We start from the raw sequence: 12,780 nt of genomic DNA, 5'->3' as shown, positions 1-12,780 counted from the left end.
GTAAACAGATGCCTGTTTTTTTTGTATATTCATTTTGTTAATCTGTTCCCTGAACCTGTTTGTAGCTGTTGCCCTGGGATCCGGTTCGTAAGAAAATACCTATTATTCCAATTTATAGCAACAAAACTATTCATCGATGACCTCCCTGCAGGAAGAAACAACTATCCGGAAATTAGCCACCAATGAGAAGATGCCCTATGACCTGTTGCTGCTGGCCGATCCATCTGTAACCATGATCAACAGTTACCTCCCTTTCAGCGACGTATACGTGCTGGAAAAAAAGAAACAGGTAATTGCCGCCTACGTACTTTTGAAAGATAACGATGAACTGGAAATTAAGAACATCGCCGTAAACCCGGCCTACCAGGGAAAGGGCCTGGGAAAGATCCTTCTGCAGGATGCCGCGCAACGCGCCAGGGCAGGCGGATCTAAAAAGCTTTGTATTGGTACAGGCAACTCCAGCATTGCCCAGTTGTACCTGTACCAGCGGCAGGGTTTTGAAATAACCGCCATCCGGAAAAACTATTTCACCACACACTACCCCGAACCCATTTATGAAAATGGTATTCAATGCCGGCACCTGATTGTGCTGGAAAAGTCGTTATGCTGATAAGGGCTGGTCGCCCTTATTTTCAATATATGCCCTGGTTTTAGGCAAACTGTCGGGGTGATGCTCCCTTATGTATTTAATGAGGTTTTCGCGGATATAACACCGGAGGTCAAACGCATTGCCTGAACTGGAGGAACTCATCAGCGCCCTTACTTCAATGGTGCGTTCGCTGGTATTGGTTACCTGCAGGGCTTTTGCGCGTTTGTCCCACAACGGCGACGTATCCAGGAGTCTTTCAAACTCGGCCCTCACCTGGTCCACCGGCACGGTATAGTCCAGGTAAAAGAAGGCCGTGCCCAGTATTTCCGAGCCGGTGCGGGTCCAGTTCTGAAAAGGTTTCTCTATAAAATAATTAATCGGTAAAATCAGTTTACGCTGATCCCAGATATTCAACACCACATAAGTAAGGGTAATTTCTTCCACACGTCCCCATTCACCTTCCACTACCAGTACATCATCTATCCGGATAGGCTGTGTAAATGCCAGCTGGAAGCCGGCCAGCAGGTTGCCCAATGATTTCTGCGCGGCAAAGCCAATAATAATACCGCCCACACCCACACCGGTAAGGAGTCCTGTGCCGAGCTTCCGCATGCTGTCGAAGCTCAGTAAAATAATACAGGCAGTGATGATCAATATCAGCGCAATAGACACCTTACGGATAAACTGCAGCTGCGTACGTATTTTACGCTCCTTCAGGTTATTGGTCTTCTTCAGGTCGTAGGTATGATATACATAATCTTCCAGCACCTTGATAGCGCCGATCACCAACGCCGCAAAAGAGAGCGTGAGCGCTATTTCCGCCACTTTACTCAGCGCAGGCACATAGCTGGGGCGTACCCGCATTAATGGGATCGCCATGTTGAGCAGCAACAACGGCAGGAAATAATTGAACGCTTTTCCCAGGCGGAAAAGGATGGTGTGTATCAGGGAGAAATCCTGCTGTGTTCGTACAGATTGGCGTAAGAAGATCGATAACAGGTATTTGATCAGCCACCCGGTGATAACTGCAATGCCCGCCAGTATAAGGTTCCATAGGAAATTAGGCAGGTGGTCCGCATTTTCTATAAGTTGATTCCACATGCGCGCCTTGCCTCAAACATGATGCCGTTATATATCTGTTGTCATTAATTTATCATTAGAAAACAGCGCCATCACCAGCTTGCGGCCCTTGCTCTGGTTGAGTTCCAGCAGTTGGTGCGAACGTTGTACGGTATCCACACTAAACCCGCCGGTGATCCATACGGGTGAAGGCAACAGGGCGCCGGTTTCCAATAATGTGGTTATCTGCCGGAGGCCATCTCCATAATATTTAAAATTCCCGGTAAGCGAATATGCATAGTTGGAAATGTTCATGATCACGGCGCCTTTGTTGAACAACGTTTCCCTGGCTGCGGCTGTGGTAAGCGCCGTTACATCCTGGTAAATGCCGTTGGTAGTAAGCAGCGCTGCACTTAATTCGGACATAGTTCCGCCAACAAGATCTATGCACGCATCAAACATTTTTCCTTCTTGCTGATGTAGTATTGCCTGTAGCAAACCGGGTTGGTGGTAATTAATAATTTGGGAGACAGACAGCCCTGCGCTGACCAGCTGTTGCGTACTTTCTTCACTGCCCGCGGTGGCCAGCAGTTGCGTAAAACCTGCGTGCAGCAATAGTTTTACCAGTACCAGTCCTACGCCTCCGGCGGCGCCGCTGATAAAAACAGGCGCCTCCGGCGGAAGTCCAAGCCTGTTTAAGCATTGCAACGCCGTAAGCGAGGCGGTTGGGATAGCGGCTGCTGTGGCAAAGGAAATACCCGCCGGCTTATGCACCAGTATATCCTGGGGCACGCTGATATATTCCGCGTAAGTGCCATTGGAGCCCATACTGCCGGATGCCGCCATCACGGCGTCACCTGGGCTGAATTGCGTAACGGCTTTGCCTGTTTTCACAACCACTCCCGAAAATTCACGGCCCAGCACTGGTGAGTGCATACGCTTGCGCTCTGTAGCGCCCTGCCTGATCTGGTAGTCGATGGGGTTAAAGGCTGCCGCTGCAATCTGCACCAGCACGCCGTCATCGCCCGGTTCCGGTATGGGCATGGTGGTCATGGAAAAGTTTTCCACGCCGCCGAAATCGTTTAATATAATCGCCTGCATCTGTTGTTTCATCCCACAAAACTATTACGATGTTGGGTTATCTTTGCTATAGGTAAACCGGAGGTAACCGGTTACATGAGGAGAACCTATATGGCAACAATCAACATCAAAGGACAGATACGGGAAGCTACCTGTGAGGAAGAACTCACCGCCATGCGCGACAGCATTGAGCTATTCAGCGGCAAATGGAAACTCCAGCTGCTGCGGTACCTGGCGAACCGCACGGAGGAAAGCAATCATTTTAAAAAAATGCTGCGGGAAATCAATGGTATTTCTGCGCGTATGCTGTCGAAGGAACTAAAGGTGCTGGAGATCAATTTCCTGGTGACCCGTACGGTGTTGGCCACCAAACCAGTCACTGTAGCGTATGCCATTACACCATACGGGCAAACTATTCTCCCCGTGGCGGAAAACCTGGTGGAGTGGGGGCTTTGTCACCGTGAAAAAGTAAAGTCGGCTATATCCGCATAGCGCTTATTCATGTACCCGGATAATTAATATTAATAAGCGGTCAATTCAATGGCGGCTTCTTCCGCTATCTGTGTTAACCTCTCGGTCCATTTTTCTAATGCCAGTGCGCGTTCTTCCGGTGACATCCTCGCAGGGCCATGTATTACCTGTGGCTCCAGCACGGAAAAGCCCGTGAATTGGAAGATGCCGCGGTGAATAGGTTTCAGTATGTTTTCCAGGTCGCCGTGAAGCCCGCCGCTAATATACGCATCTTCCGGTCCGCCGATGGTGAGTGAAAGCATCGCTTTCTTTCCCGTGTAAATGCCGGTTTCATAAATGTGGCCGTTTCCATAAGACGTACCCATTGCAAATACGCGGTCTACCCAGCCTTTGAGGATGGCGGGGATGCTGAACCACCACATCGGGAACTGCCAGATCATTACATCGCACCAGGCTATTTTTTCCTGTTCGGCTGCAACATCAGCTGCAAAGCCGTTTACGCGGGAGGCATGTTGTTCTTCCAGTTGTTGTTTAAAAAAAGCATCGTTGTATACACTGGTGAAATTTGTGCGGTCGGACGTTGGGTTAAATTGCATGGCATACAGGTCGGAGGTTTGCACTTCATGACCTGCTTCCTGCAAGGTAGTTATTGCGGTGTTAAACATAGCCCCGTTCATACTCTTTGGTTCCGGATGCGCATAAACTATTAATATCTTCATAAAAGTTGTTTTTTAAATTACTGCGGACAAAATTATTCCACGAACGTTACATTTGTATTTTTGTAGCCTATTGTATGCAACACACAAAAATGTAAGTAATGGCAAAGCGCAAGGAAACGTCTACCAATCATTTGAACCGCGAACAGATCTCAGGTGTGTGCGGAGTGGCCTATGCCATTGATATCCTGGCAGGGAGGTGGAAATTATTTATCCTGTATAAGCTGGTGAACAGAACGCTGCGCTTCAGTGAATTAAAAGAACATATTCCCAATATCACCGATCGTATGCTTACCCTGCACCTGCAGGAGCTGGAAGCCGACGGACTCGTTACCCGGACTGTATATGCCGAAGTACCGCCGAGAGTGGAGTACCGGCTCACGGAAATTGCTGCGCGTCTTATTCCTGTATGGGATCAGCTGAACGACTGGGGGCATCAGCACCGCGATAAGCAGCTACAGCGATAGCGTAGTGGCGTTACCGTTATTTTCTATGGTAATAACAGCGGGAAAGTATTGCGCCGGAACGTTGGTCGGAAACCAGTTTCGTCCTGCTGCCACAATGATCAGTAATCCATTGTCATCTCCCAGTGCTGTAAACTGTTCCAGGCGCGGTTGCCTGGAAAAAACGGGTAGTCCGTAAGTGCTGATGAGCCGGTCCGCATAGCCGGTAGGATCGGTTGTAACCACACCCAGCTCACTGATACTGTCGATATATAGTTTCGGAGCCTCATTCTCCAGGCCATGCCGCGCAATCAACTCCAGCAGATTCCCATTGTTATCGTAAAAGTATACCGCCTGTGCATCCCAGTTGCTGAAATCAGCGATATGACTGCTGCCTGTTACCGGAAGCAGGGTGGTAAAGGTTTGCAGCCACTGTATAGCTTCAGGTAGCTGGTTATGCGGAATATTGAATGCTACGTGGTATACCGGTGCAATAGCCGTTTCCTGCTGTTCAAATGTAAGTATGGAGCTGCCGGCCTGTAAGCTGATGTGGCGGCTGCTTTCACTGATCACCGGCAATTGCAGTGATTGGGTATAAAATGCCGTGGTGGCGGTAAGGTTATGCGTGCTTAAAATAATCTCCCTGATCTTCATTGCTGTCTATTTTAGTACAAATGTACAAAAGCATCGGTTTTAATTTGTACATTTGTACTAATTTTTTTATTTTCGTAAGATATTAAAGGCGCGGGCATCTCATGAATACAAAAGAAAAGATACTGGAAACTGCTTTGGAATTGTTCAACAAGCAGGGGATAGATGTGATCACTATCCGGCATATTGCCAAAGAAATGGGGATCAGTCACAGTAACATCCAGTATTATTTTAAAAACGCAGATGACATCATTTACACGATATATGCCCGGCATATCGATGAACTGAATGAATGGCCCGTATTTGCAAACGGGCCGGCAGCAACGCTTCATACCCTGCAGGAGTCCATTACCACGATACTGGAACATATCTATCAGTACCGTTTTATCTACATCCATTTTGTGATGATTGCCCGGCGTATGCCGGAAATAAAGAAGGTATATGCCCAGCGGTTCAGCATCCGCAGAAGGCAGTTCCTCCGGCTATTTGAAAACTACCGGGAGCAGGGTATTGTAAGAACGGATATACCGGAAGAAGTATGGGAAAGCCTGATCCGGAGCATTTATCTCATCGGCGATTTCTGGATTTCGGCGAACGAACTTACTACGGGATTGAAAGGGAAAAAGGCAGTTAATTATTATGCCCGCCTCCTGGAGGATTTATTTTATCCCTATCTCACAGAAAAAGGAAAGAAGCTGGCAGCAGCATAAAAAAAACGGCGTACCCGTGAGGATACGCCGTTTCATCATCATTATGGGTTACTGTTGTGCGGATTGTTTCTTCTTATGATCAACAATAGCACCGGTACCGGCACCTACACCAGCACCAATCAGGGTACCAATGGCAGCGCCTTTCAGGCGGTCTTTGTTTACGATAGCACCGGTTACAGCACCTGCGCCGGCGCCTACAACGGCACCTTTAGCAGTATGGCTCCACGATTTCCAGCCCTTTTTCTTTGCAGGGGCGGGCGCCGGAGCTTCTGTATTGGCTACTGCCGGAGCAGTTTCATTGTTATATTGAGTACCGGCTACGTTTTCACGACTGTGTGAACGGTTGCTTTTCAACGCATTCATGGAATCCACTACCTGCTGTTTGATGGCACTTACATTGTTCATTGAATCAATGGTGGCTTTCTTTGCACTTTCAATAGCGGCGGCATTATCAGCGTTACTTTTGCAGGAAAAGAAAACGACTGCTGCAGCTAAGGCTACGAGTATCTGTTTCATGGTTTTAAGTTCTTTACCCCGCCTCCTGTCGAAAATTGTGCCATTTTTTAAAGGAATCCCGGAAACTCAGATGGGGAGCCGCATTTCCAGCATGTGTTTGCTAAAGCCGGTTTTCTCATAAGCCTTAATAGCGGGCTCATTTTCATTGTACACCTCCAGCCGCATTTCTACAATACCGCGCGATTGTGCCCATGTTTTCAATCCATCTATGATCAGCTTATTTACTCCCTTACCCCGCCATGATGGTGTTACATACATAAAGCCCAGGTACGCATACTGTGCAAACTTCACATAGGGCTTTGCATCCTCTATACGGGCGTAGCCGGAGCCAATAAGCTGCCCTGCCGCTTCTGCCACCAGCAGCTCAATATGCGAAGCAGTAATCATGGCTGCTATATCGTAATAATGTATAATGCCTTCTTTTAAAGTCGGATCAAAAGGACGTTCTGCGGTGATAACTCCCTGCTCAAATTCCAGTAATGTGGGCAAATCTGCCGCAGTGGCTTTACGGATAATGATTTCCTGCATGGTTCTCTGTGTAACTGATTCTTACAAATATCAGTTATTTTCTGTTTTCTGAAACAGGAGTATTCATGTTAGCTTTTTTATTTTACGGAAGAAGCAGTTCCTGCCGGGAACGATTGCGTAAATAACACCCTGCTTTTGCAGGTCATTTGTTATTTTGAACGCACGTTATGAAACAAATTTCATCTGAATTTTTTATGAAGATAATTACCTGTGCGTTATGTCTGCTAACCACTACTACCGCTATCGCACAATCGGCCGCGGATATTTCTAAAGTATGGGTTTCCGATAAAGGTGATGGCACGTATAAAAACCCGGTGCTGTACGCCGACTATTCCGATCCGGATGCGATCCGTGTAGGGGACGACTATTACATGGTTGCTTCCAGTTTTGACGCCATCCCCGGCCTGCCCATCCTGCATTCCCGCGACCTCGTGAACTGGCGCATCATCGGGCACGCATTATTACGCCAGCCTCCTTATGATCACTTTTCCGCACCACAACATGGCAACGGTGTTTGGGCGCCGGCCATACGCTATCACAACAACGAATTCTATATCTACTACCCGGACCCGGACTTCGGGATCTACGTGGTGAAATCAAAACAGATCACCGGCCCGTGGAGTACACCAGAGCTCGTGGTGGCAGGCAAAGGACTCATTGATCCCTGCCCGCTGTGGGACGATAACGGGAACGTATATATGGTCCACGCATACGCCGGCAGCCGCGCAGGTATTAAAAGTATTATCGTAGTGAAAAAGCTGGATGCCACCGGTACAAAAGCTACCGATGAAGGCGTACTGGTATTTGACGGTCACGATGAACACCCTACACTGGAAGGCCCCAAGTTTTATAAACGCAATGGTTACTATTACATTTTTGCACCCGCAGGCGGCGTGGGCACCGGCTGGCAGCTGGTGATGCGCTCAAAAGAAGTGTACGGCCCCTACGAAAGCAAAATAGTTATGGACCAGGGACGAACCTCCATCAACGGCCCGCACCAGGGCGCCTGGGTGCAAACACCCAAAGGGGATGACTGGTTCCTGCATTTCCAGGACCTGGAAGCTTACGGCAGGGTAGTACACCTGCAACCAATGAAATGGGTGGACAACTGGCCGGTGATAGGAACGGACAACGACCATGATGGAAAAGGAGAACCGGTACTGACCTATCGCAAACCGGTTACCGGCGCAGGTTACCCGGTTGCCACGCCACAGGAATCAGATGAGTTTAATGCCGCCACTTTAGGTTTACAGTGGCAATGGCAGGCCAACCCGGTTGCCGGCTGGGCATTCCCGTCGGTGGCAAAAGGCAGCCTGCGCCTGTTTGCCGCGCAAATACCGGATAGCGCCCGGAACCTCTGGGAAGTACCCCAGGTACTCCTGCAGAAATTCCCGGCGCCCGTATTCAAGGCTACTACAAAACTCAGCTTTAAACCACGGCAAAACGGGGATCGCGTAAACTTCCTGGTAATGGGACTTAACTACGCAGGACTGTCGCTGAGCAAAAAAGCAAACGGTATTTATCTGTCGTACTTCACCTGCACACAGGCAGATAAAGGCTCTCCTGAAAAAGCAACCGCCATATCGGAGATAACGTCAACGGAGATATTTTTCAGGGTAGAAGTGAGCGCAGGAGGTATTTGCCGCTTCAGTTACAGCACGGATGGAAAAACCTTCCAGGCCGCAGGTGAGCCGTTTACCGCTACTACCGGCAAATGGATAGGTGCCAAGATGGGATTGTGCTGCAGCCGCGACGTAAAAACAAATGATGCCGGCTGGGCAGATGTGGATTGGTGGAGGGTAGAATAAAACCCGCGGTTACCTTGGCGGTATCAGCAACTCAGATTGCAATACCCTTGTTTCAAATTCTTTAACGGGCCGTTTGCTCTCTATCAGTTGCAGCAATAATTCGGTGGCTACCTGGCCCATTTCAAAAGCGGGTTGCCGTACTACGGTGATAGGCGCATGCAGCAGCTCTATCAGGTCTGAATTGGAAAAACCCGTGAGTGCCATTCCTCCGGGAATAGCCACCTTTGCCTTTTTCAGGGCACGCATGCAGCCCGTGGTGAGCTTATCTGAGGTGGCAAAAATAGCATCCGGTTTAGTCTTTAATTTAATCAATTGGTTCACCGCATCGGTTACTTCAGGAAGCAACATGCCGCCATGAAAACAATATTTAATCAGCGCCGGCTGTGGCTGTATGCCATGTTTCTCCAGCGCAGCTATATATCCTGCCACCCGTTCCCGCGTAATGGAAAGATGCGCGGAGTTGGTAATACAGGCAATACGCCGGTATCCCTGCTGAAGCAGGTGCATGGTAGCGTTATAAGCGCCCTGGAAATTATCCACCATCACTTTATGCGTGGCGATGTCTTCTATAATCCTGTCGAAAAATACAATCGGGAATCCGTACTGATGCAGCGCTTTCAGATGGGTGAGGTCTTTCGTGGCGCTGGATACGGAAATGAGCAACCCGTCTATCGACCTGGAAGCCAGGTATTGCAAGGTTCTCACTTCTTTCTCAAAAGATTCATGACTCTGAGAAATAATTACCGTATAGCCCTTCTCGTTAGCTACCGATTCAATACCATTGATCGTTTGTGAAAAAAAACTGTTGGCAATTTCTGATACAATCACACCAATCGACCTGCTTTTCTTTTCTTTTAAACTCAATGCAATCGGGTTGGGATGATAGTTCAGACTTGCTGCATGTTCCAGCACCAGTTGCTTGGTAGCGGCACTGATCTCATGGCTGTCACGTAACGCGCGCGACACTGTGGAAGTGGACAGGCCAAGCGCCTGCGCAATATCTTTGATGGTTGCTGCTCTATACTTCATAACGGCTTCCGGACTATGTTTTCCGGTATTCTTGTTATGGTGAAAGTACTGATTTTTCCGGGAACGATTGCGTAAATAAACTTCACCATTAACAAATAGTTCTGTAGACTTGTAACAGCACAATACGGAAGAAAGAACTCCTGTTCAACCAATTAATCACCACGTTAATTAACGCTTACTATAGCACAACTTTTATTTGCCATTTAATTCACGCCAAACGTTATGAAAAGAATTTACTTCATTTGCTTACTGTTGTTGGGTTTCAGCAGTTGGGCGATTGCACAGACCCGTACCGTGAAAGGGAAGGTGACAGACGCCACTTCCGGTGAACCACTGCCGCTTGTGAGTGTTCAGGTTAAAGGCACTACTTCCGGTACACAAACAGATACACATGGGAACTTTAGCCTTCAGGTGCCGGAGGGCAAAAAGACCGAGCTGTTGTTCAGTTACATAGGGTATACTGCGGTGACACTGACAGCGGATAATGTCAACATGACAATAAAAATGGAACCAAACAATAAGAAACTGGATGAAATTGTGGTAGTAGGTTATGGCCTGGTGAAAAAACGGGATCTCACCGGCTCCGTGGTGTCAGTAAAAGGAGAAGAACTTAAAAAGGTACCTTCCACCAACGTGATGGAATCTGTACAGGGAAAACTGCCCGGTGTGGATATCACCCGCAGCAGCGGTGCAGCAGGCGCAAAGGTGAATGTAACGGTAAGAGGTAACCGGTCCATCAAAGCCAGCAATGGTCCCTTATACATCGTAGACGGGGTGCAGTATGAAAATATACAGGATATTAACCCGAATGATATCCAGTCGATGGAAGTACTGAAAGATGCGTCTTCCACCGCCATCTATGGCTCCCGCGGCGCTAACGGCGTAATCATGGTTACCACCAAACGCGGTACCTCCGGCAAACCCAGGGTAAACATCAGCTCTTATGTTGGTTCGTCTGAAGTAAACGGCTATCCGCGTATGAGTAACGGCCCCGAATATACAGCGCTGAAAAGGGAAGCCAACCGTACTACCGGCAGATGGGCCAGCGAGGCAGATGATTCAAAAATATTCAACGCATTTGAACTGGATGAAATAAAGAATAACCTGTGGGCTAACTATGCCGACCTCCTGTTGCATAAGGGCTTACAGCAGGACTACCAGGCAGGCATCTCCGGAGGATCAGAAAAAACAAAAGTGTATTTCTCCTTTGATTATTTCAATGAAAAAGGATTATTGAAACTGGATGATCTTAAACGTTATTCCACCCGTCTGAATATCGATCAAACGATTAACGATGCAATCAAAATAGGCGCACAAAGCCAGATCACCTATTATGAGCAGAGCACCCGCCGTGATCCGCTCAACCAGGCCAATAAGTACATTCCGCTGGCCATACCTTACGATTCGGCCGGCAACCTGGTATTATTCCCTAACAGCGGCTCGGCCATCAATCCCCTGGCGGATGAGCAGCCGAATGCTTACCAGAATAATACCCGCACTACGCGCACATTTATCAATGCTTACCTGGAACTTACGCCCTTCAGCGGTTTCATGTTCCGCTCCAACTTTGGCGTAACACTGGAAAATGCGAAACAGGGGGTGTTTGCATCTAAAAACTCTATCGACCGGTCTACCGCCTCTACCTCGCGGTCGCAGTCGAACGGCAGCACCCGCAGGTACCTCAGCTGGGAAAACGTGGCCACCTATAATAAAACAATCGGTGATCACTCCTTTGGCATCACCGGCGTAGCCAGCGTACTGTCGGATCAGCGCGACTCTTCACTTATGCAGGGCGAAGGCCAGCTGCTTCCGTCGCAGTTGTACTATGCCATGCAGAACAATGTAAGCGGCATCGCAGCACGCAGTATGTACCAGTCCAGCAAACTCATTTCCTTCACCGGCCGCCTGAACTATGCGTACAAAGGGAAATACCTGTTGTCGCTCACCGGCCGCTCCGATGGTTCTTCCAAACTTTCACCGGGTAACAAGTGGGCGTTCTTTCCCTCAGCAGCCGCAGCATGGCGCATCAGCGATGAAGCGTTCATGAAATCGCAAACCTTTTTCAGTGATCTGAAACTGAGAGTGAGCTATGGTATTGCCGGTAACGATGCAGTGGACCCTTATTCCACAATGAGCTATCTTACCAAAATACCTTTTTCATGGGATGATACCAATGCGGCAATGGCTTACACCATCGGCGACCAGGCAGGCAACAAAGGACTTAAATGGGAACTGTCTGCCACCAAAAATATAGGACTCGATTTCGGTATCATCGCCAACAGGATTACCGGTAGCATCGATTATTATGATACACAAACAAAAGACCTGCTGCTGCAACGTACCCTGCCTACTTCTTCCGGTGTGAGCACCGTAGTGCAGAACATTGGTAAAACCCGCAACAGGGGTATTGAAATAGGAATTAATACCACGAACATTTCCACCAGCGATTTCCGTTGGACTTCCAACATCGTATACTCCCGCAATAAAGAAGAAATTGTAGCGCTGGCAGATGGAAGTACCAACGATGTAGCCAATGGCTGGTTTATCGGCTCCCCGGTGAAAGTGTATTACGACTATGAGAAAATGGGTATCTGGCAAACAACAGAAGCTGCCGAAGCCACAAAGTATGGTTACAAACCCGGCGATATCAAAGTAAAGGACCAGGACGGAAAAGGAACCATCAACACATCCGACCGCATCATACTTGGTGCGCAGGTACCTAAATGGAGCGGAGGTTTCAATAACGATTTCCGGTACAAAAACTTTGATCTCAACATCTACGTATTTGCCCGTATTGGCCAGTGGATCAACTCCGAGTATGCGGCAAAATACGATCCGCAGGGATTGGAAAACAGCGCACCGGTAAATTACTGGACCCCGGAAAATCCATCCAACGATTATCCCCGGCCCAATGCCAGTCTTTCCAAAGATGGTACGCCTTTTATCAAAACACTGGGGTATAGAGATGGTTCTTTTGTAAAGATCCGTAACCTTTCACTTGGATACACTTTCTCCGCTGATGCATTGAAGTCGCTGCACCTGAGCAGTCTTCGTTTATACGTTACCGGTAAAAACCTCTTCACTTTCAGCAAAGTAAAAGACTATGACCCGGAAAGGGGAGGCGATCTGAGCAATCCGCTCACCAGGATGTATGTGGCAGGAATAAATGTTGAGTTCTAA

General features: G+C 48.3%; 13 protein-coding genes. 6 read left to right on the top strand and 7 right to left on the bottom strand.

Translation table 11 applies throughout. The features are described 5' to 3' along the window. Window positions 1-136 precede the first annotated feature (136 nt). Window positions 137-610 carry a GNAT family N-acetyltransferase gene (locus PV783_RS21980; protein ID WP_420989577.1) on the top strand — a complete coding sequence of 158 codons (474 nt, stop codon included), beginning with the start codon at window positions 137-139 and terminating at the stop codon, window positions 608-610. Here PV783_RS21980 and PV783_RS21975 read toward each other — a convergent pair. Together PV783_RS21975 and PV783_RS21970 are read right to left on the bottom strand one after the other, a co-directional pair. Next, window positions 602-1,690, bottom strand: coding sequence for a mechanosensitive ion channel family protein (locus PV783_RS21975; RefSeq protein ID WP_420989576.1), 1,089 nt, complete (start codon window positions 1,688-1,690; stop codon window positions 602-604). The two genes, PV783_RS21980 and PV783_RS21975, sit on opposite strands and share 9 nt — an antisense overlap. Window positions 1,691-1,717: 27 nt before the next feature. Beyond that, entirely contained in the window at window positions 1,718-2,761 is a 1,044-nt protein-coding gene (locus PV783_RS21970) for a quinone oxidoreductase family protein (protein ID WP_420989575.1), read from the bottom strand. A gap of 63 nt (window positions 2,762-2,824) precedes the next feature. Here PV783_RS21970 and PV783_RS21965 point away from each other — a divergent pair, with 63 nt between their 5' ends. Beyond that, on the top strand, window positions 2,825-3,220 hold the full coding sequence (locus tag PV783_RS21965; protein ID WP_227024633.1) for a winged helix-turn-helix transcriptional regulator: 396 nt from the start codon (window positions 2,825-2,827) through the stop codon (window positions 3,218-3,220). 29 nt (window positions 3,221-3,249) lie between these two features. Here PV783_RS21965 and PV783_RS21960 read toward each other — a convergent pair whose 3' ends face one another. Continuing rightward, the gene (locus PV783_RS21960; RefSeq protein WP_079472683.1) at window positions 3,250-3,918 is read right to left on the bottom strand and encodes an NAD(P)H-dependent oxidoreductase; all 669 of its coding nucleotides are present in this window, start codon (window positions 3,916-3,918) and stop codon (window positions 3,250-3,252) included. Between the two features lie 98 nt (window positions 3,919-4,016). On the opposite strand from PV783_RS21960, the gene PV783_RS21955 reads away from it, so the two are divergent. Then, complete coding sequence (locus PV783_RS21955) at window positions 4,017-4,382, top strand: winged helix-turn-helix transcriptional regulator (protein WP_420989574.1); 366 nt, start codon at window positions 4,017-4,019, stop codon at window positions 4,380-4,382. Here PV783_RS21955 and PV783_RS21950 read toward each other — a convergent pair. After that, the gene (locus PV783_RS21950; RefSeq protein ID WP_420989573.1) at window positions 4,371-5,012 is read right to left on the bottom strand and encodes a VOC family protein; all 642 of its coding nucleotides are present in this window, start codon (window positions 5,010-5,012) and stop codon (window positions 4,371-4,373) included. The two genes, PV783_RS21955 and PV783_RS21950, sit on opposite strands and share 12 nt — an antisense overlap. Window positions 5,013-5,113: 101 nt before the next feature. On the opposite strand from PV783_RS21950, the gene PV783_RS21945 reads away from it, so the two are divergent. Beyond that, on the top strand, window positions 5,114-5,719 hold the full coding sequence (locus tag PV783_RS21945) for a TetR/AcrR family transcriptional regulator (RefSeq protein WP_420989572.1): 606 nt from the start codon (window positions 5,114-5,116) through the stop codon (window positions 5,717-5,719). 48 nt (window positions 5,720-5,767) lie between these two features. On the opposite strand, the gene PV783_RS21940 is transcribed toward PV783_RS21945, so the two are convergent. Together PV783_RS21940 and PV783_RS21935 are read right to left on the bottom strand one after the other, a co-directional pair. Next, complete coding sequence (locus tag PV783_RS21940; protein ID WP_111579283.1) at window positions 5,768-6,235, bottom strand: YMGG-like glycine zipper-containing protein; 468 nt, start codon at window positions 6,233-6,235, stop codon at window positions 5,768-5,770. A gap of 66 nt (window positions 6,236-6,301) precedes the next feature. Further along, entirely contained in the window at window positions 6,302-6,763 is a 462-nt protein-coding gene (locus tag PV783_RS21935) for a GNAT family N-acetyltransferase (RefSeq protein ID WP_420989571.1), read from the bottom strand. A 194-nt stretch (window positions 6,764-6,957) separates the two neighbouring features. On the opposite strand from PV783_RS21935, the gene PV783_RS21930 reads away from it, so the two are divergent. Beyond that, window positions 6,958-8,571 carry a glycoside hydrolase 43 family protein gene (locus PV783_RS21930; RefSeq protein WP_420989570.1) on the top strand — a complete coding sequence of 538 codons (1,614 nt, stop codon included), beginning with the start codon at window positions 6,958-6,960 and terminating at the stop codon, window positions 8,569-8,571. A gap of 9 nt (window positions 8,572-8,580) precedes the next feature. Here the strand turns inward: PV783_RS21930 and PV783_RS21925 are convergent, their stop codons facing one another. Next, window positions 8,581-9,600, bottom strand: coding sequence for a LacI family DNA-binding transcriptional regulator (locus PV783_RS21925; protein WP_420989569.1), 1,020 nt, complete (start codon window positions 9,598-9,600; stop codon window positions 8,581-8,583). 222 nt (window positions 9,601-9,822) lie between these two features. Between PV783_RS21925 and PV783_RS21920 the strand changes: the two genes are divergently transcribed. After that, window positions 9,823-12,780, top strand: coding sequence for a SusC/RagA family TonB-linked outer membrane protein (locus PV783_RS21920; RefSeq protein ID WP_420989568.1), 2,958 nt, complete (start codon window positions 9,823-9,825; stop codon window positions 12,778-12,780).

Origin of the sequence: Chitinophaga sp. CC14 (assembly GCF_048957795.1) — a bacterium.
GTDB classification, from domain to species: Bacteria; Bacteroidota; Bacteroidia; order Chitinophagales; family Chitinophagaceae; genus Chitinophaga; species Chitinophaga ginsengisegetis.
This window is presented reverse-complemented; position numbering and strand designations above follow the sequence as displayed.